Consider the following 18,111-nt stretch of genomic DNA (forward strand, 5'->3'; position numbering starts at 1 on the left):
CTGACGGCCGGGTCGGGGTCGAGGAGACGGGCCAGCGCCGCCGGCAGGGCTTCGCCCGTCCCGCACGGGGTGGCGAGCGACGCCCAGTCCGTACCGTCCAGGAGCGCTTGATGATCAGGGAGCTCACCGGGAGGGAAGTTCCCGTTCTGCCTGGGTGTGTTGGTCACTGACGGAGGCTATACGCCTCCCCTGGGGGCGGCCGCGCCCAATGCAGTTGCTTTTGAGCTGGCTGGTCCGTTGACCTGCTCGTGGAGGGTTGGGGCCGGGATGCCGGTCGCGCGTAAGGATGTCCGCCTCCGGGCAGCCCGCGAAGGCCGGGTCCTGCCGAAGGAGACGACCTACCGCAGCTGGTCCCCCTTGCTGGGTGGTTCCGGAGGATGCATCCCGCCACCGTCCTTGATGTCCTCTTCACAGGTGCGTCGGTCGTAGGACTGGTCGTTGGGGATCAACAACACTCCGGCAACCTGCTCAGGGTGCTCGACGGCGAGCCAGTCGTCGCCAGTAAGGGGATCGTCGGCTGGCCCGAACGCCTGGGACGAGTAAACCGTCTGGCATCCCAACGCCACACGCTCCTTGTCGACCGCGCAGGCGTCCACTGCGGGGTCGAAATATTCATTGGCGCCGTCGAAACGGAAGCGGAAGTGGACCCGGTCACCTTCGGAGGGCACCTGCGGGTGGGGCTCAAGACGCCAGTCAACGACTGCGGCGGTGACGCCGAGAGGCTGCCCATTCGTGTCCACGACCTGCACCCTGACACCGGCCTTACCGCGCTCCGCCGTCGTGTCGGTGCAGTTCCAGGGAGAACAGCCGGACAAGGCAAGCATCACCAGAGCCAACGGGGCAACGGCGAATACCCGTGCAGGTAACACTGAGACGACCTCCGGTCGGGGTGGGGCGGGGCAGTGTATCCCGGGGCCTGGCAGCTGCGGATGAGGGCGACGAGCGCCTGCGGCGGCGAAGCCGAAGCGCACAGGAGCCCTGTGAACTGGGTGGGTGCTTGAAGCAATTGCATTGGGCGGCCGCGCCCCCGAGCGGGCGCGCCCCGGCGAGCCCTCGCGTGTTCCTGAAGCGCCCCGCCCGGCGCGGCAGAACCCGGGCGCCGGGTGTTCAGCGGCTTCGGCCCGGGCGCTGGCGGCGGGTGCGTTGCGGGACGCGGCGGGACCGGCGCGCGGGCGCGGTGCGGCTGTCGGTCTCGGTGAGGCCGGTGGCGGGTGAGGAGAAGCCGCCCGGGACGCCCGGCCCGGTGGCCGGTGCCGGCATGGTGGTCTGCCCGGCAGGGGGTTGGGCGGTGCGGCGCCGGGGGGTGGTGGTGGCGCGGGCCAGGACGGTGACGTGCAGGAGCAGCGGGGCGCAGGTCTCGCAGACCTCTTCGACGCTCCAGACGCGGCCGACGGTGGGGTCGTGGCGCAGCACGAGCAGCACGGCCCCCGCGCAGTGCGTCTTGGCGTCGGGGTGGGCGGCGCAGCGCTGGGAGCCGCAGTAACACCAGGCGTTGGGCCGGACGGTGGCCGCCTTGGCGTGGGCAGCGGCGTGCCGGGCGGCGAACGCGCGCAGCATCGCCAGGTCCTTGGAGCGGGGCGGCATCCGGCAGGCGGGGGTGCTGCAGGAGACGGTGGCGGAGCGGTCGCTGTGCCCGGTGATCCGGACCGTCCAGGCCCGCCCTGGCACACGCTCGGTAGAAGTTTCGCTGTACGCGGTCGTCACGGCACGGCCGTCCGTTCTCGTTGCTCGATGGGGTGTCGGTCCACTATGGGATACCCGCCCAGCGGCCGTACAGCATTTTCCCGTCGGGAGCGGCGCGGGTACGAGGCGGTGAATCAGCCGGCTGGTGCGGCATCCCGCCCGGCGGGCGGCCACGGGCAGCGGTACGGGCAGGCAGCATCAGGGGGCAACGGAAACAGAGGCAGCCCCCCCGGGGGCGCGGGGATGCGCGTGACGTGGACGGCGACGGCGCTGGGGCCGTCAAGACGGCACTGCGTTGTCGAGAGGGATTCGGTCTTCAGGGAACTGGCGGATCACTTCGCCGAACTGCGCTCCCGCGGTCAGGGGTACCTCGGGGCCCGGCTCTCCGGCAGTGAGTTCTCCCGGCTGGTTGTTGGCTTTCGAAGTGACCGAGCGGTCATTCATCTGTTCGACGGTGCGGAGCGGTCGTTCCTGCTCTTCGGGGACGGCAGCGCCGCGACGGATGCCGTGGTCGACGTCCCGATCATGGATGCTCTGGCTACCTTCAGTGGCGACTTCGTCCTGACGGTCGATCGTCCGTGGGCCCTCATGAACTTCTTCATCCGGACAGGGGCACCGGGAGAACTGGGCCGGTGGTGCGAGTTGTGACCACGACATCGCCTCCCTTCGGGACACCGCCCGGGCCCCGGCCGGGTCAGCGTCCCGGGGGCGGATCGGGCCGGGGCGCGTCCGGCGGTCGGGGGCAGGGGTGGGGTGGGCGGCAGGAGGGGCGCGGTCGGCGGTGGTGCGGGTGCGCAGGTCTTCCAGGCGGCGTTGGCTGTGGGCGCGGGTGTAGAGGTCGATCGCGTCGGTGAGGTGGTCCCGTTCCTCGCCGTCCAGGCCTGCGGGGTGCGGGCCGAGGATGTCGGAGTCTGCGCGGTGGTGGTGGCGCCGGTAGTCGCCGATTGCGGTGATCAGTTTGAGGTAGGCGTGCTGTTCATCCTCGTCGTCCTCGCTGAGGGCGGTGATCTCCTCTATCCAGGCTTTGGGCAGAGGCTCGCCGGCGAGGTGGGCGGCCAGAGCGCGCCGTGCGAGGCGCGCGGCGAGCGCTGTGCAGGAAAGAGGGCGGAGCCGAGGGGGTCGCGCAGGGTCGGGTGCTGACCGGGCGTGTGGTGAGCTTCACGGACGTGTACTGACAGCCGTGATCGGCGTGGTGGACGAGCTCACCGGGGGTGACTTCGCGGCTGGGCAGGGCATACTCAAGCGAAGTAAGGACCAGGTCCGCGTCCACACGAGCGGAGGTCTCCTGGGCCACGACCCGGCGGAAGAACGCGTCGCGGATCGCGGACAGCCACAGCGGCCCCTCCCTGGCGGGGATCATGGTCAGGTCGGTGGCTCACAACCGGTTCGGCCCGTTCGCGGTGAAGTCGCGTTGCACCAGCTCAGGGGCAAGATCGATGTCTGGTCAAGGCGAGTGAAGCCCTTGTCCCGGCGAGGGCTGATCCCGGCCGGGTCGGCCTGGCGCATGAGCCGCTCGACGCGCTTGCGGTCGACGTGGACACCCTCACGCTTAAGGACGGCGTGCACGCGGGGTGAGCCGTGGATTCCGCCGGACTCGACGTGGATCTGCCGGATCCTGCCCGTCAACTCTGCGTCCCGGCGACGCCGTTCGCACGGCTCGGTCTCGGCCTGGCGCCACCGGTAGTAGGTGGAGAAGGGGACGTTCAGTTCCCGGAGTACGGACTCGACCCCAGATGCGGGTACTCGTCAACGAGCGCCGTCACCTGGGCCGGGTCGGCTTGAGCTGGGCCGCGAAAAAGCCGAAGCCGTCCGCAAGACCTCGTTCGCCGACTTGAGTTGGGCATTTTCCTTGCGCAGGGCGGCAAACTTCTCGCGCTCGGCGGTGGTGAGCATGTCGCCTCGCTCGCCGGCATCGGCCTCAGCCTGGCGAATCCAGCCGCGCAGGGCCTCGTGGTGCATGCCGAGTTCCTCGGCCATGCGGCGGATCACGGGCTTTGGCTCGGAAGCGCGGTACATCCGCGCCGCACGCTCACGCAACTCCAGAGGGTATTTCCTCGGGGCAGGCATCGTCTGGCCTCCTCCCATAAGCCCCATCTGACCTGCTGTTACTTCTCCCCGCCTCTCGGGCGGACCTGAGTGTGACATCTGCGCGTTTGCGCACGCTGTACAGGACGGGCCTGCCCCCGGGCTCCGCGATGCCTGCTTCCCCCAAGTCGAGCGGGCCGTCGTCGAGGGGGCGGGCGCGTGCTCCCCCGTCACGTGCCCGCCCCGGTCAGGGGCCGTGCCAAGGCCGGGCGGTGCGCGGCCGGCGGGGCGGTAATCTGAGCGTCACAGCCTAAATGATCATTAAGGGTGAGGATTCGGGCTGCTCGGTGGGTGGCTGCTTTGGATGATGTGGGGTGGGTGGGCAGGTGCTGCTTGCGGACCGTTATCGGCTGGAGGAACTGCTGGGGCGTGGCGCGATGGGGGAGGTGTGGCGGGCAGCAGACCAGTTGCTGGGGCGGTCGGTGGCGGTGAAGCTGCTGAAGGCGCAAGGGGAGGCCGCGGATGCCGGGCGGTTCCGGCTGGAGGCGCAGACCGCGGCCCGTCTGAACCATCCGCATGTGGTGGGCGTGTACGACTTCGGCTCCCACCAAGGCCTGCTGTATCTGGTCATGGAACTCCTCCAGGGCTGGAGCCTGGCCCAGGAGAGATCGCTGCGCGGCACCTTGGCCCCACAGGACGCCGCCGTCATCGCCGCGCAGGTGGCCGACGGTCTTGCCGCGGCACACCACCACGGGGTGATCCACCGCGACATCAAACCCGCCAACATCATGCTCACCGCCGACCGCACGGTGAAGATCACCGACTTCGGTATCGCCCGCTTCACCGACGACGCCGCCGGCGCGCTGACCGCCACCGGCAAGATCGTGGGTACCGCCGACTACCTGGCCCCCGAACGCGCCCTGGGACGCCCCGCCCACCCCGCCTCGGACGTCTACTCCCTGGGCTGCGTACTGTTCGAACTCCTCACCGGCCGGCCACCATTTCACGCTGCCACCTCCCTGGCCGTCGTCCAGCAACACGTCAACGCCACCCCACCCTCCCCCGCACGACTGCGCCCCGGCATACCCCCGCTCCTTGCCGACTATGTGCTGGGCATGCTGGCCAAGGAACCCGCGCACCGGCCCACCGCCCACCAAGCCTCCATGTGGCTTCGCACGCACGCCACCACCCCGACCCACCGCGCACCCCAGCACACCGCGCCCCGGCCGACACCAGCCCTTCCGCCGCCCGTTCCCGCGCACCGGGCAGCACCCCGCGCCGCGCACGCCCACTCGCAAGGACCCCGCCGCCGCCCCCGCACGTCGAAAGCTCTCTTGGGCGCCGCCGCTGTGACGCTGTTTGCGGCTGCCACCGCCATCGGCGCATCCCTGCCGTCCGGCGACGACAATCCTTCACCGCGGACGGCCACACCGCAGACGGCCTCGCCGACTCCGGCGACCGCCACACCTTCTGTCCCTGCCGACGACATTGCCGCTGTCTCGTCCCCGCCCGCTGAGCCGCCCACCCCACCGACTGCAGCGACACCGCGCGAAGATCAAAAAGACCAAGAGGACAGCAGGGGAAAGCTCAGTAAGAAGGAGAAAAAACGATCCAAGGGCTAAAGCATCCCGCTGCCGGGTTTGTGTGGCCGCCGGTCGGCAGGGCTGGGCCCGGGCGGAGGACTGGTAGGAAGCGTTGATGGCAGCGTTGAAGTGGCTGATGCGCCATTGTCGGCCTGTTTGCACCTCGCTGGCATGACTGGTTCGGTGCGCGCAGACGATCCGGGTGCCCTGTGGGTGTGCCAAGCGCGTGATGCTGGTGCGGCATGCCCTGAGCCACGCGGGATTCCCTCTGGTCGGTAAGGCGAACTGTGAGCGCCTGGTTAAGCTCTTCCTCGTCTTCGTTCCGCCTTATTGCTGGCGCCCGTGTCACGGCGATTATCCTGTTCAGCCTGGCAGTGAAGCGGCGAGGTTCTCCGGCGAGGCGGCTCACGCTCTCTCAGCCCGTTCGCAGGGACAGGACCACGGGCGTATTCATCGCGATGGGGTCAGGAGAACGCCTGCGTGTTATGTCGGGGGTTGCACGAAGCTGTACGGCGGTAGCGGGCCATGGACTCGGAGTTCAAGATGGGGGTATTCCTGCCGCACTTTGTCGACCGCGGCCAGGAAGCGGTCGACCTTGTCACGTTCGACCAGGAAGGACAGATTCGCCAGCCATCCGGTGCTCTGCTGTCCGACGCTGACCGCTGCGGCGGCCGGCTCAAGTTCCTGCTGAAGCCGGGCAGCATCATGATCTTCTAGCGCCTGGATGGCTGCGGCGACCATTTCCCCCAGTTCCAGCTTTTCTTCCTGGCTGCCGCCACCTGCTTGTCGGGTTTCCTCGACCAGCGTGCGAATGTCATCATTCTGCGCCATCACCAGGCGAAGCACGGCTTCTTCTTGGTGGCTGGCCTTGATGTTGTACTCGGCCATCCCGTCCAGCTGCTGTAGCCGCTGCAGGTAGTGGGCCGCATGCTCGGCCAGAACTGCTGCCACCGCTTCATCATTAGGGGCGAGGTTGCCGAACCGCATCGGCAACACGACACCGCCTTCACCGGCCTTGGCGAGCACATCCTGGTGCGCCAGCAGGTCGCGGCGCTTGGGGCGCAGATCGTCAGGCGCGTCACTGACGATGGCGACCAAGTCTTCTACCTGCAGGGTACGCACCGGATACGGTGGCTCGCCGATGCCGTCGGCGTCCAGTGGCAGCGAGGGGTGGGAGGCATGAGCAATGCCGTAGACATAAGTGGTCACCGCTCCTCCTGGCGACGGCGGGAACGTGCGCCCTCGGGTTCCCGGGCCTGCTGGAACGCATCCGAAAAGGCCTCCGCCGCTCCGGACAGAGCCCCTTTGGACTTGGCCTGGCCCCCGGACTGCCCGAGCTGGCCGCTGACCACTTCGGGCAACCCGGCCGGCTTGCGCGGGCCAGCCTCAAGATCCAGACGATTGCACGCCTCGGCGAAGCGCAGATACGTGTCCACGCTCGCCACCACAACCCGCACATCGATCTTCAGAATCTCAATTCCGACCAGGGAAACCCGGACGAACGCATCGATCACCAGCCCCCGGTCAAGCACCAACTCCAGCACGTCGTACAGACCGCTGGAACCTCCTCCGCCGCCACCCTGAGCCGAAACCGTACCCACCTCGACCATCTCCCTCGCCGCGCCGGCAGACGCACGCCCGGTCCGAGCAGCTGCCACACCGAATCCCAGCACACCCAGCACTCTCGAGTAACCCCGCTGCACAGCACCAAACCAACACGCGGTAACGGTGGGGACTGCACATTGTTCGGCTCTTCCAAGATTTCCGTAGACGTGATCGGTTCCGTGGTTCAAGATCGCTCAGGGCGTCATGTGGGCCAGGCTGGTGACGTGTCATGTTGGGCTGGCCAATCTTCTCCTACACCTGACCTCGCGCATTCTGCTCGGCGATCAGCACACCGAGGGACCATCCCGCGGGCGCGGGAACGACCTGATGCCTAACCCCGACCCGCGTATCCCGACGGAACTACTCCCGCAGACGTGGGGACGACGCCTCTACGTGTGCACGGGAGGGAAAGATTCAAGCGGTGCTCCCGGCAACGCAAATCCGTAAAATCACCGGTGCCGGCTCGACGCCGCAGCAGCGGCGATCACGTCGATACGGCGCCGATGACTCTAATCCCGTGACGCCTCCATGATCCGCCGGACAGCACCTAATACTGCAACGGTGCTTGTGCTGATTGCTGACCAGGTCAGGGGTTGTGTCCGCGTCGTTTGTAGTGGCTGAGGCGGGCTTGGTGCTGGCGTCTGCGGCGCCAGGCCGACCAGTGCAGAACGTGGTCGGCGGGTGCGGGTCGGCGGTTGGTGAGGCGGGTGATCAAGCGTCGGATCTCGGCGAGACTGTAGTGGGTGAGCTGGGAGGATCCGTTTCTGCTTTCTCCGTATCGAGCTGGCGGGCGCGTAGGACGGTCAGGCAGGCGTGGGCGGCCATGGCCAACGTCATGTGGCGGTGCCAGCCGGAATAGCGGCGGACCCGGTAGTCGTCCAGGCCGCACTCCTGCTTCGCGCTCTGGAAGCATTCCTCGATCGCCCACCGGGTGCCGGCGATGCGGATCAGCTCGTCCAGGGTGGTATCGGCGGGGCAGTAGGCGATGCAGGAGGAGATCTCCTCGGGGCGGCTGACGCTGCGGCGGGCCAGCACCCAGTGCCGGCGGTCGGGCCGGTGCCACGGCCGCACCTCCACCCGCGCCCAGTCGTAGATTCGCCGGCCGTGGACGCCCTCGCCGCAGGAGCGGCGCTTCCACTTCTGCCGCGGCAGGCCATCAAACAACTCGTGGACGGGGTGATCGATGGACCAGCGGGTGACGACGGTGTCGTGGCGGGTGGTGGCCATGACGTGGAAGACGTCAGCCTGCTCCAGCTCGAAGCGCCAGCCCTTGGAGAAGCCGTAGGCGGCGTCCGCGGTCACCCACCGGAACGGGACCTTGCCGGCGATCGCGCGGCGGACCATCGCCTTGGCCATGGCCACCCTGGTGGCGAAGGCAACCTCGTCGCCGATGCCGGCCCGCCGGCACCGGTCCAGGTCCTCCGTCCAAGACGTGGGTATACAGACGGCGGTCGATCAACGTCCTGCCGCGAGCGGTTGCCTAGCCGAGGAAGACGCCGACCTGGCAATTTTCCGTCCGCCCGGCCGTGCCGGAATACTGCCGCAGCACCCCGACCGACCGCACCCCCTTCTCCAGGAAACCGGTGTCGTCCACGATCTGGCCAGGTAGGCGAGGCGGATGGAGCGCACGTAGTCGTCGCACAGGCTGTGCGAGCGGGAGGTGTAGGCCGTGCCCAGGTAGTGCACCTTCACGCCGCGTGCCGACGCCAGGTACGCGACCGGGGACGCCGCCGGGGCTCCCCACGCGGTTCGCGCGATGAACTGCATAGCCGGCTCCAAGCAGAAGTGGAGTGGTCCGGCCCAGAACGAGCGGCTTGTGGAGTGTAACCGTCCTGTCTGCGGCGGCTACGCGGTGTGGTGAATGGCGAGTTTGAACTCGGCGAGCGTCAACAGGCGCGACTGGGCGTCGTTGTGCGAGATGCGTAGCGCCAGCGGCACGCCGGGCTCGACGAAGATGCCGTGCCCCTTTACGAAGAACTGCGCACCGGGCGATGGAGCCCTGTGCTCGGTCGCCGTGGTGTCGTTGGGATTGGGCGTCAGGCCCAGCGGATCGCGCACGAACTGGTCGCGCAGCTCGGTATAGCCGCCCGTGCTGCTGGGGGCCTCCCACTGGATCATCGCGTACAGCTGACCCCAGCCGGCCTTGGACGGCCAGATCAGGCCGCTGCGGTCGTCCGTCGCCCAGTCGCTCACCACGTAGCCGTCAGGCTGCACCGCCTGATGCATCTCGAACCGGTCGGTCGGCTCCGCAGCACCGAACGGGAACCTGACCACCTTGTACGTGTTCCCCGGCGCGATCAGCTGAGGGGTATCGACCTTGAGAGAGCAGACCTGCACGCCTGGCGTGGTACTGCCGTTAGTCCCTAACATGCCTCAACGTTGCCCGTCTCCGTAGCCGGATATGCGCCGCGCGGCTACCTCTCGCCCCCCCTTGAACAGCGCCTCGAAGTTCTCCTGGTGGCGTGCCTCGTCCTCGTCCTGCAGCTCGGCAACGCGCGCGGCCGTGCCGTCGAGGAGTTCGCGCCGCCGGTCGCGTACTCCCCCAAAAAGACGAACCGGCCAGGACGGTACAGGAGTTGGTCGACGCGTCGGGGATCGCGAAGACGACGGCCGACCGTCCGGACCGGCTACCGTCTCGGCCCCGCCAGAGCGTAGGCCGTGGTGCCGGCGACCATAAGGAAGAGGGCCGTCCAGGTGCCCACCGCCGTGCCAGATGGTAGTAGCATCCAGGTCGCCACCTGCATCGGCACACTCGTGGCGGGTGGGGCGAAGAACGAGAACGCGAGCCAGGCGAACGGCAGCGTCCACCCGAGCTGCCCACTCAAGAGCGTCGCGCCCAGAGCGGCCAGCCCCATCAGACCCGCGCTGTCCCGGATTACGAACGCGGTCGTGGTCATGTCCTCGCCCACCACTTGCACGGTCAGCAGCACCGTGGCGACGATCCCGCTACTGAGTAACACGTGCGCCGCCCTGCGGGGCGCCCAGCGGATCGCGGCCGTCCGGTCCAGCGCGAGGTCCTGCCCGCTGAGCCCGGTCGAGACCGCCATCGCCGCCGCGGCGAGGACGAGCACGGGCGGCCGCGGGTCCCACGGCTCTCCGCTGCTGTCCCAGGCGAGTGCCCACACCGCCACCGCGCTGATCACCACCGCGGCGAGCGACGCGGGCACCTGCCGGGAGCGTGTGTACAGCATCAGCCACCTCACCGGGATGCACCGCCCTTCAGCGCGCTGAACGCGTCGCCCTCGCAGGAGAACGCGGCGGCGCGCATTGCGTTGATCCGCGCGCGCTGCCCGTCCCATGTAAGCGCCTTGAGTTCTCTCCACACCGGGCGGGCCTTGGCGTCGGCCTTGCGACGCAAGCTTGCCTGCCCTGCGCCGGGAAGCGACTTGAGGTCCCCGAGGACCCAGCCCACCGCGACGGTCCGCGCGAACTCGTCCCCTCCGAAGCCGCTCCAGCCGACGGGGACGCACCCCGGCACCATGCCCTTGGCGATAAGGGCCCAGGTCAGCTCCTCGCCCTCCGCGGCGGCGATCATGTCTTCGTCGAAGTCGAAGAGCACGGTCTCCTGGGACCACCGCGGCGTGGAGCCGTCCGGCAGTACGGCAGTGTTCTCCTCGATTGAGACCGGTGCATGGTCGCCCAAGGCTTCGTGCAGCAGGCGCAGTGCCTCCTTACCGGGTCCCGCCAATCCGGCGAGCCGTCCCTGGTGCGTCTTCGTCACGCATACCGGGCCGTCGCACACCGGCTCCGCGGCGGCCTTGTCGACGACGTACATCCGGCGCGGGTCGCAGGGGAGGATAAGCAGGGCGATCACCGCGCCTGTCAGGAGTGGCGTCAGGGCGATCAGCCGGGTACGCAAGGTGGTGGCGGCCAGCAGCCCGAAGCCGGTCGCGGCCAGGCCGAGCAGCCAGATCGTCTGTCCGACGTGCACGGATGCGGAGAGCGTGACCAGTACGTCTCGCACGTCCTGCACCGCCGGTGACAGCAGGGAGACCCGGTTGGGTTCCGTGATCGGGATGCCCGACGCTGTGTACGTCTCCGTTCGGCCCAACGACATGTGCATCAGAGCCGAGAACATGAAGGCGCCCATGGCCAGTGCGGGAGGGGTGAGCGCGGACGGCAGGGCGCGACCGGCCCCCATGCCCAGCGTCGCCCCCGCGGTGAGGGAGAGGGCTCCCACCACCGCGATCGGCAGCCATCCGAGGTGTGTGTACTCGGTGTTGGCGAGCACCTGGACCGCGCCGACGAGGATGAGGAGTGTGAAGGCCGACGTCAATGTGATCGCCGTCACGCCAGCCAGCGTGGCCGCACGGTGCCAGGCGGGCCGCGGCGTGCTCGTCAGCAGCTCGGACATCTTCGAGCGGTGGTCGCGTAGACCCTGCAGCGCGCCGAGCCCCACGGCGAGCGGCCACAGGTAGAACAGCAGGCCGCGAGTGGTCAGGGCCAGGGATGTCCACTGGGCCGTCCACATCGTGGTGCCCCTCCACCACGCGCCGTCCACCAGGTACAGGAACGCCAACGCGCTCGTTAGAACCAGGGCGCCGGCCCATGGGGCGACGGAGCGCTTCAGCTCGGTATACAGGACACGGATGTTCACCAGGCGTCTCTTCCCCGCTCGGAGCCCTGGAGCAGGGCCGAGTAGCCCCGCTCCAGCGGGCTGTCGCCCACGTACTCGGGACCACCCGCAGCGGCCAGCTCGGTGGGGGTGCCCTGGAAAACCAGCCGGCCCTCGGCGAAGAGCACCACGTCGGTGCAGGCGGCGGCCACATCCTCCACCAGGTGGGTGGAGACGAGCACACAGGTATCCGTACCCAGCTCCTGAAGCAACTCGCGGAAACGCAACCGCTGCGCCGGGTCCAGACCAACCGTCGGCTCGTCCAGCAGCAGGATCGACGGGTCGTTGACGATGGCCTGGGCGATGCCGACCCGTCGCACCATGCCGCCCGACAGGGCCTTCATCCGCTCGTCGGCACGGTCCACCAGACCCACCCGCTCCACGGCACGTTGCACCGCCGCGGGGATCTCCGCCTTGGGCACCTCCTTCAACCACGCCATGTACTCAACGAACTCGCGCACGGTGAACCGTTTGTAGTAGCCGAACTCCTGTGGCAGGTAGCCGATCCGGCGGCGCAGCGCACGGTGCTCACCCATGCCGCCCACGGACTCGCCGAGCAACTCCAGGGTGCCCTCGGCGGGACGCAGCACGGTAGCCAGCGCCCGGATGAGAGTGGTCTTGCCCGCCCCGTTGGGGCCGAGCAGGCCGTGTACGCCGGTGCCCAGTGACAGGTCGAGGCCGTCGACGGCCATCCGTTTCCTGCCGGCCCTTACCTTCAGCCCTGTGGCCTGGATCTGCCAGGCGTAGGCCGTCGGCACGAGGTCGGCCGCGTTCACTGCGGCAATCATATGGAATCCTCTCCGATGTGGTTTTCGGTGGTTGGCAAGGTGTCCGTCTTGGCGGACTCTCCGGTCGTCAACGGTGGGCTCCCAGCGCGGAATACGCGCCCTTGCGGGCGAGCACGACACCGGTGCTGAGCGCGAGAATCAGCGCCCACACGGGCAGACCGCCCGTCTGCAGAGCGAAGGTCGTATGGCTGGCGGCCAGCGTCGGTGCCACGACGACGGCCACCCACACAGTGACCAGCACGACGGCGGCGCGTGTCACGCCGATGACACCGCCGAGTGCCAAGGTCGTCGAGGTGAAGACCAGACAAGGCAGCAGCCACAGCACAGCCGTCATCCCGGGGACCCCCGCCACGTATCCGCCCAGGAACAACGCGGGAACGACCACGGCGAGCACGGACACAGTGCGCCGCAGCACCAGGTACAGCCCCGCCCTCGGCGCGGAGGTCGTCAGTTCGTACGCCGGATCCAAACCGCGCGACCAGGATGCCGCTACACCGAACACGGGTAGGACCGGGGCAAGCAGCAGCGTCAAGGACACCTCACCGGAGCCGAATCCGGCACCGGTGCCCGCCAGATCGAGCAGCAGCGCAAGCAGCGTCACGCTCACCACCATGGCCAGCCACGGCACCATCGCGGGTGTCAGCCACCTCGCCAGTCGCGGCAACCAGCACCGCCGCCGTATCGTGGTTGCGACGGCCAACTGGGCCCCGAGGTCGGACCAGACAGTGTCGATCAGCGTCACAACGGTCGGCGCCCTCACCGCGACGGTGGCCGACAACCGGTCCCGGCACACCCGGCACGTCTCCAGATGGGCTTCCAGAGCCCACACCTCGTCGGTAGCGATGTCAGTGTCACCGCGCGCATATCCGTCGATGATCCGCTTCGACGCGTGTTCGTCACTCATGCCAACGCCTTCCGCAGTGCCGTCCGGGCCCGACGGGCCCGGGTCTTGACCGTGCCCTCGGGCACCCCGAGCAGCACCGAGGTCTCCCGGACAGTCAGCCCGTCGAGAACCATGGCCTGCAGAACCTGTCTGAGTTCAGGCGCGAGGCGCCGCAGCGCGTCTCCGACGTCACCCCCGACACTCGCCGCGAGCGCCTCCTCCTCTGCAGCGGGCGCCAAGGACCGCACGGCGGCCGCGGGCGGCGGCTCCGCGTGGTGGGCCCTGCGCCGGAACGCGTCGACGAGCCGACGTGCCGCAATCGTCCACAGCCAGCCCACGGCCGTCCCCCCGGCCGTCGTGCCGGCGAACGCGCCCGCCGCGCGCCACACCGCCAAATACGTTTCCTGCATGACCTCGGCGACAACCTGCTCGTCCGCGCACCGGCGGCGCAACCGCACGGCCATCCACGGCGACGTACGCCGGTACAGCTCCTCGAACGCGACGCTGTCACCCTTGGCCACCAACCGGACAAGACCTTCCTCGTCCAGCTCGCCCAGCGCCTTTCTGGTTGATGTCACACCCACAAGACGTCGCGCACGATCGGCAGGTTTTCCCTCCGACGTGACTCCCGTCACATGCCACGTCCTCCGGAAGCCCCGGCCCGACGACAGAGGGATGCACGGGTCAGCGCGGTGACATCAAGCGCGCGTGGATCTGCTCTGCGCGAGTTCGGCACCGAGCGGTTCGTCGACTGCACCGATCGCCGTCCGCAGGAGCGTTGTCACATTGCCGGCTCCATGAGTGCGTGACGACGGGTCGGGGCGTGATGGGCCAGATTCCAGGCCTGCGGTCAGGTTGCAACGGACCGGCCGGCAACGCTGGTGACCTGGTCCCGGCCGGCGAAGCGGATGGTCATCAACGCGGTGTCGGGTGGCGGTCATCAGATGGCGATGGGAGCGAAAGCGAGGTGAGACGCCGCTGAACGCGGGACAGGAAGCGTTGTGCCGCACCGACGGAGCGGAAGCCTTTCTCTGCTCGTTCGCGTTGCCGCGTAGGCTGATGGCCGCTTTGAGCCCGGTTGTTCGGGGCTCGTGGAAGCGGTCTCCACGGAGGGGACGACCCTTGCGGTGGGCGGCGCCGCAGGAGCGGAGCTTGTCCATGACGGTCGTCCTGGGGCAGCCACCATGGGACGGTTGTAGACGTCCTCACCCTGGAGCGGCAACGCTGAAAACGCTCAATCAGCACCCGCATCCGCGTGCGGCCCAAGTTCGAGGAGGCGCTGCGGACGGCGCGGGAGGTCAAGGCCCACGCCCCGCACTGCCGGGTCGTCTTTACCGTGTACGAGATGAAGCGGCTCGGCCGCGACGCCGCCGAACTCACCGCCCTGGCGGACCACCTCACCGTCCACGGCCTGGTCCTGGAGATGCTCGCCGGGCCCATGCCCGGTATCTACGGCCCCACCGGCCCCGGGGAAATTGCTGTTCGCGTTCTTCGCGGCGATGGCGGAGACCGAGCGGGAGAACATCCGGGAGTCGACGCTGGAGGGGCTCGACACCGCGGCCCGCAAGGGCAAGCACGGCGGCTGGCCGCCGGTCATCACCGCCGACATGCTCCATACTGTGCTCCGGCGCCGCGCGGGCGGCGAGTCCGTCGAGCAGATCCAGCCCGATCTGATCATCCCCACCGGCAAGCGCAAGGGACAGAGCCCGTCCGTCGCCAGCATCTACCGAGCACTCGCCGAACACGCCAAACGCGAGGCATACCCCGATGCTGTCGAGCAGGCTCACGCCGACTTCGCCGCCTTCACCGGCCCCGAAGTCCCTGAACCCGCACAGAAACCAAGGCCCCAGCAACCCGCTGAGTTACTTGTCACTTCGTGGCAGCTTCGGGAGAACAGGGTCGAATCGGACCGGGCGGATCACAGCGTCACACGGCGGGGCCACGGGCGAGGAGTGCGGTAAGGCCGTGCTCGAAGCGTTCGTCGAAAGATGCGGCGTCGAAGTGTGCGAGCACCCGGTGCAGCGAGGGGTGGTCCGCCTCGGTGACCGCTTGGGCGAGGCGGTCCTCCAGGGTCTCGGGGACGGATTGCTCTTCCTGGGTCAGGCCGAGGGTGAAGTATATGACCGCCCATGCGGTCCAGGCCGCCTGGCGGTCGTCCATGCCGCTGTCGAGCAGGGTGCCGATGAACGTGTCGGCGAAGCGCAGGGTGTGGGCTTCGGCGGCGTATGTGCCAGTGACCAGTGCGGCGCCGTCGCGGTGGGCGAGGAGGGCCCGGCGGTAGCGGCGGGCCAGTTCGCGGGCTCGCTCGTCCCAAGCGTCCGGCAGGTCCCCGAGCGGGATTTCGCCGACGATCGCGTCGGCCATCAGCTCCAGTAGCCGGGGCTTGGTCTTCACATGCCACAGGACCGTGTTCATCCGCACGCCGAGCCGTTCGGCGACGGCGCGGGTGGACAGGGCGTCCCGGCCCTTCTCGTCGAGGAGTTCTACGGCGGTGCGCACGACGGTGCTCGGATCCAGCCGTGGAGTGCGGTTTTCGGCCACCGGTTGCCTTTTGGTCACTGACCTAGTTTACTTCACGACGCAATCTTGGTCAGCGACCAAGACATTCGGACGGTTGCTGACCAGCCATGCCCGCGCAAGGAGAAGAACCCGTGCAGGGAGAAGAAGTGGAACAGCAAGTCGTCATCGCCGGAGGGGGCCCTGTCGGGCTCTGGCTGGCAGCCGAACTGCGGCGCGGAGGTATCCCCGTCACCGTCGTGGAAGAGCGTCCGGAACGGGACTGGCGCTCCAAGGCACTCACCATCCACCCGCGCACCATCGAGGTCCTGGCCTCACGCGGAGTGCACGAGCCCTTCCTGTCCGAGGGTCTGACCATCCCGTCCGGCCACTTCGGCCTGCTCGACGACCGGTTGGACTTCCGGGAGCTGGACACCCCGTTCCCATACACGCTGGCCCTGCCGCAGGCCCGCACCGAAGAACTTCTCGAAGAGCACGCCCTGTCGGTCGGCGCACGGATCCGGCGCGGACACCGCGTCACCGGCCTGACCGAGCACCTGGACGCGGTAAGCGTGCAGGTGGAGGGACCCGACGGGGCGTACGAACTGCGGGCCGCCTACCTCGTGGGCTGCGACGGCACCCGCAGCACCGTTCGTCAGGCCGCTGGCATCGACTTCCCCGGCAGCCCGTCCACCGTCCTGGGCTTCCTCGGTGACGTCACCCTCGAGAGCCCGCCTCCACCCGGTTTCAGCGTGTTCACCGAAACCGGCACGCTGATGAGCGCCCAGCTGCCCGGCGGGATGTACCGGCTGGTCGGCATCACCCCCGACGACCTGACCACCACCTGGCCCGGCGATCTCACCACCGACGAGCTGCGGGCCAAGGTCATCGCCATCGCAGGTCGGGACTTCGGCATAAAGGATGTGCTGTGGCTCTCCCGCTTCGGCAACGCCAGCCGCCTGGCCGAGCGCTACCGCAAGGGACGCGTCCTGCTCGCCGGCGACGCGGCCCACCAGCACTTCCCCGCGGGCGGTGTCGGTATGAACGTCGGCCTCCAGGACGCCCACAACCTCGCCTGGAAGCTCGTCGCCGTGCTACGCGGCCGGGCTTCCGAGACCCTGCTGGACACCTACCACACCGAACGCCACCCCGTCGGCGCCGACCTCATCCGGTCGAGCCGTGCCCAGACCGCTCTCATGACCGGTTTCTCACCGGCAGGCAGAGACCTGCGCGCACTGCTCAGCCGGAGCATCGCCACCCAGCCGGAGTTCAACCGGTCCCTGGCCGAACGCCTCACCGGACTGGCCGTCAGCTACCCCCCGGCTGACCCATCGGCCCACCCGCTCACCGGCACCCGCGCCCCCGACCTCGCCTTCGCCTCCACCGGTACGAAGGCCGGGACCGGCGCCTCCTCCCTGTTCGCCCTGCTGCGCGCCGACCGATACGTCCTGCTCGATCTCACCGGAACGGCCGCCGGGCCGCTGCAAGACCTGGCACGGCCGGGACTCGCCGTGCACTCCCGATCGCTCGTCGAACGCCCGGATGGGTGGTCCGGGGTGCGAGCGGTACTGCTCCGCCCGGACGGCCACCTCGCCTGGGCCGGGACCGCACCGGACGACGCTGACCTGGCCGCGGCCGCGGACCGGGCGCTCACCACCCTGCACGAAGGCCGCTATGACGCGTGACTGCCACCACTCACCGCGGCCGCGATGAAGTTCCACCGCCTCAATGCATGGTGGACCGACACCCCAAGAGCCCGCACTCGCACATGTCACCTGACGTCCCTCCGGCCCGCCCAGTAAAACGCGGCTGGCCTGCGTCCACCGCAGAGTGGCCATCAGTCCCATGAGTTGCGAATGGTGCGCCAAGAGTCTCCGGCCACTGTCTCGTGTGCCGTCGGGCCTGCAAAGGGTGTGAAACTGGTAGGAGTCTGTGATCGGGTAGTCGGTGTTCCCTGCTTGCGGCCTGCCGACGGGGTATCAGTTGCTACTGATAGCGCTTGCTGGGACGTGAAAGGACGGCTGACTCGAGGTGGCCTGGGTGAGCGGGATCTTGCAGAGCGACGGGTCAGCCGCTGATGTTCGTTGCCCAGCGGGACAACAGTGACGTCCTTGGCGAAGTATCCGTAAACCGTGCTGCGGAAGGCCCTACGCTGACCACCATGTCGAACCGGGTACCGATCAGCGACGAACTGCGTTCCGCGTTGGGCTCCCCCACGAAGGCCACGCTCCTGGACAGCAGCCCGCGCTCCCGGGTGTGGCGGGTCGAGCTGCGCGGTGGTAGCCGGGTGATCGTCAAACAGATCGCCGACGGAGGTGGAACCGGACCCGACGGGGACGCGCGCTATGCGCGGGAGGTGGCCGCGTTGCGGCTCGCCGCGCGGGCGACCCGGCCGACCGTCGCGCCCGCACTGCTCGGAACGGACGCGGCATC

18 protein-coding genes and 2 pseudogenes are annotated in these 18,111 nt (G+C 68.7%); 6 read left to right on the top strand and 14 right to left on the bottom strand.

Annotation, left to right across the window (positions count from 1 at the left end; all coding sequences use genetic code 11):
* Positions 1–338 precede the first annotated feature (338 nt).
* On the bottom strand, positions 339–869 hold the full coding sequence (locus ACIF8T_RS39620) for a hypothetical protein (protein ID WP_400042236.1): 531 nt from the start codon (positions 867–869) through the stop codon (positions 339–341).
* Between the two features lie 238 nt (positions 870–1,107).
* Positions 1,108–1,704: a hypothetical protein gene (locus tag ACIF8T_RS39625; RefSeq protein WP_400042237.1), complete on the bottom strand. Its 597-nt coding sequence runs from the start codon at positions 1,702–1,704 to the stop codon at positions 1,108–1,110.
* A gap of 222 nt (positions 1,705–1,926) precedes the next feature.
* On the opposite strand from ACIF8T_RS39625, the gene ACIF8T_RS39630 reads away from it, so the two are divergent.
* Together ACIF8T_RS39630 and ACIF8T_RS39635 are read left to right on the top strand one after the other, a co-directional pair.
* Entirely contained in the window at positions 1,927–2,331 is a 405-nt protein-coding gene (locus ACIF8T_RS39630) for a hypothetical protein (RefSeq protein WP_400042239.1), read from the top strand.
* Positions 2,332–2,436: 105 nt separating this feature from the next.
* The gene (locus ACIF8T_RS39635; RefSeq protein ID WP_400042241.1) at positions 2,437–2,823 is read left to right on the top strand and encodes a hypothetical protein; all 387 of its coding nucleotides are present in this window, start codon (positions 2,437–2,439) and stop codon (positions 2,821–2,823) included.
* Positions 2,824–3,045: 222 nt separating this feature from the next.
* On the opposite strand, the gene ACIF8T_RS39640 is transcribed toward ACIF8T_RS39635, so the two are convergent.
* Together ACIF8T_RS39640 and ACIF8T_RS39645 are read right to left on the bottom strand one after the other, a co-directional pair.
* Positions 3,046–3,309: an IS3 family transposase gene (locus tag ACIF8T_RS39640; protein ID WP_400042243.1), complete on the bottom strand. Its 264-nt coding sequence runs from the start codon at positions 3,307–3,309 to the stop codon at positions 3,046–3,048.
* Between the two features lie 120 nt (positions 3,310–3,429).
* Positions 3,430–3,828 carry a transposase gene (locus ACIF8T_RS39645; protein ID WP_400042245.1) on the bottom strand — a complete coding sequence of 133 codons (399 nt, stop codon included), beginning with the start codon at positions 3,826–3,828 and terminating at the stop codon, positions 3,430–3,432.
* Positions 3,829–4,094: 266 nt separating this feature from the next.
* On the opposite strand from ACIF8T_RS39645, the gene ACIF8T_RS39650 reads away from it, so the two are divergent.
* Positions 4,095–5,330, top strand: a complete 1,236-nt coding sequence (locus ACIF8T_RS39650) for a serine/threonine-protein kinase (RefSeq protein ID WP_400042247.1) — start codon at positions 4,095–4,097, stop codon at positions 5,328–5,330.
* A 444-nt stretch (positions 5,331–5,774) separates the two neighbouring features.
* On the opposite strand, the gene ACIF8T_RS39655 is transcribed toward ACIF8T_RS39650, so the two are convergent.
* From ACIF8T_RS39655 to ACIF8T_RS39695, 9 genes and pseudogenes are all read right to left on the bottom strand, one after another.
* Positions 5,775–6,500, bottom strand: a complete 726-nt coding sequence (locus ACIF8T_RS39655; RefSeq protein ID WP_400042249.1) for a GvpL/GvpF family gas vesicle protein — start codon at positions 6,498–6,500, stop codon at positions 5,775–5,777.
* Positions 6,497–6,901, bottom strand: coding sequence for a gas vesicle protein GvpJ (gvpJ, locus tag ACIF8T_RS39660; protein ID WP_400042251.1), 405 nt, complete (start codon positions 6,899–6,901; stop codon positions 6,497–6,499). Before gvpJ ends, ACIF8T_RS39655 begins: the two co-directional genes overlap by 4 nt.
* A 706-nt stretch (positions 6,902–7,607) precedes the next feature.
* Positions 7,608–8,493 (bottom strand): annotated as a pseudogene (locus tag ACIF8T_RS39665) (IS701 family transposase); the annotation flags it as partial.
* 248 nt (positions 8,494–8,741) lie between these two features.
* Positions 8,742–9,266: a hypothetical protein gene (locus ACIF8T_RS39670; protein WP_400042252.1), complete on the bottom strand. Its 525-nt coding sequence runs from the start codon at positions 9,264–9,266 to the stop codon at positions 8,742–8,744.
* Positions 9,267–9,523: 257 nt separating this feature from the next.
* Positions 9,524–10,099 carry a hypothetical protein gene (locus tag ACIF8T_RS39675; RefSeq protein WP_400042253.1) on the bottom strand — a complete coding sequence of 192 codons (576 nt, stop codon included), beginning with the start codon at positions 10,097–10,099 and terminating at the stop codon, positions 9,524–9,526.
* The gene (locus ACIF8T_RS39680) at positions 10,096–11,493 is read right to left on the bottom strand and encodes a hypothetical protein (RefSeq protein ID WP_400042254.1); all 1,398 of its coding nucleotides are present in this window, start codon (positions 11,491–11,493) and stop codon (positions 10,096–10,098) included. The genes ACIF8T_RS39675 and ACIF8T_RS39680 overlap by 4 nt, the downstream gene beginning before the upstream one ends.
* Complete coding sequence (locus tag ACIF8T_RS39685; protein WP_400042256.1) at positions 11,490–12,299, bottom strand: ABC transporter ATP-binding protein; 810 nt, start codon at positions 12,297–12,299, stop codon at positions 11,490–11,492. The genes ACIF8T_RS39680 and ACIF8T_RS39685 overlap by 4 nt, the downstream gene beginning before the upstream one ends.
* 67 nt (positions 12,300–12,366) lie before the next feature.
* Positions 12,367–13,203 carry a zf-HC2 domain-containing protein gene (locus tag ACIF8T_RS39690; protein ID WP_400042257.1) on the bottom strand — a complete coding sequence of 279 codons (837 nt, stop codon included), beginning with the start codon at positions 13,201–13,203 and terminating at the stop codon, positions 12,367–12,369.
* Positions 13,200–13,703 carry an RNA polymerase sigma factor gene (locus ACIF8T_RS39695; RefSeq protein WP_400042265.1) on the bottom strand — a complete coding sequence of 168 codons (504 nt, stop codon included), beginning with the start codon at positions 13,701–13,703 and terminating at the stop codon, positions 13,200–13,202. Before ACIF8T_RS39695 ends, ACIF8T_RS39690 begins: the two co-directional genes overlap by 4 nt.
* Before the next feature lie 954 nt (positions 13,704–14,657).
* Between ACIF8T_RS39695 and ACIF8T_RS39700 the strand changes: the two genes are divergently transcribed.
* On the top strand, positions 14,658–15,143 hold the full coding sequence (locus ACIF8T_RS39700; protein ID WP_400042259.1) for a hypothetical protein: 486 nt from the start codon (positions 14,658–14,660) through the stop codon (positions 15,141–15,143).
* Here ACIF8T_RS39700 and ACIF8T_RS39705 read toward each other — a convergent pair.
* Positions 15,109–15,741 (bottom strand): TetR/AcrR family transcriptional regulator C-terminal domain-containing protein, encoded by a 633-nt coding sequence (locus ACIF8T_RS39705; RefSeq protein WP_400042261.1) that lies wholly within the window; start codon positions 15,739–15,741, stop codon positions 15,109–15,111. The genes ACIF8T_RS39700 and ACIF8T_RS39705 overlap by 35 nt on opposite strands.
* 68 nt (positions 15,742–15,809) lie before the next feature.
* Between ACIF8T_RS39705 and ACIF8T_RS39710 the strand changes: the two genes are divergently transcribed.
* Both ACIF8T_RS39710 and ACIF8T_RS39715 read left to right on the top strand, forming a co-directional pair.
* Positions 15,810–17,363 carry an FAD-dependent monooxygenase gene (locus ACIF8T_RS39710; RefSeq protein ID WP_400042263.1) on the top strand — a complete coding sequence of 518 codons (1,554 nt, stop codon included), beginning with the start codon at positions 15,810–15,812 and terminating at the stop codon, positions 17,361–17,363.
* Between the two features lie 476 nt (positions 17,364–17,839).
* Positions 17,840–18,111 (top strand): annotated as a pseudogene (locus ACIF8T_RS39715) (aminoglycoside phosphotransferase family protein); the annotation flags it as partial.

The organism is Streptomyces sp. NPDC085946, assembly GCF_044540485.1.
Classification (GTDB): Bacteria; Actinomycetota; Actinomycetes; order Streptomycetales; family Streptomycetaceae; genus Streptomyces.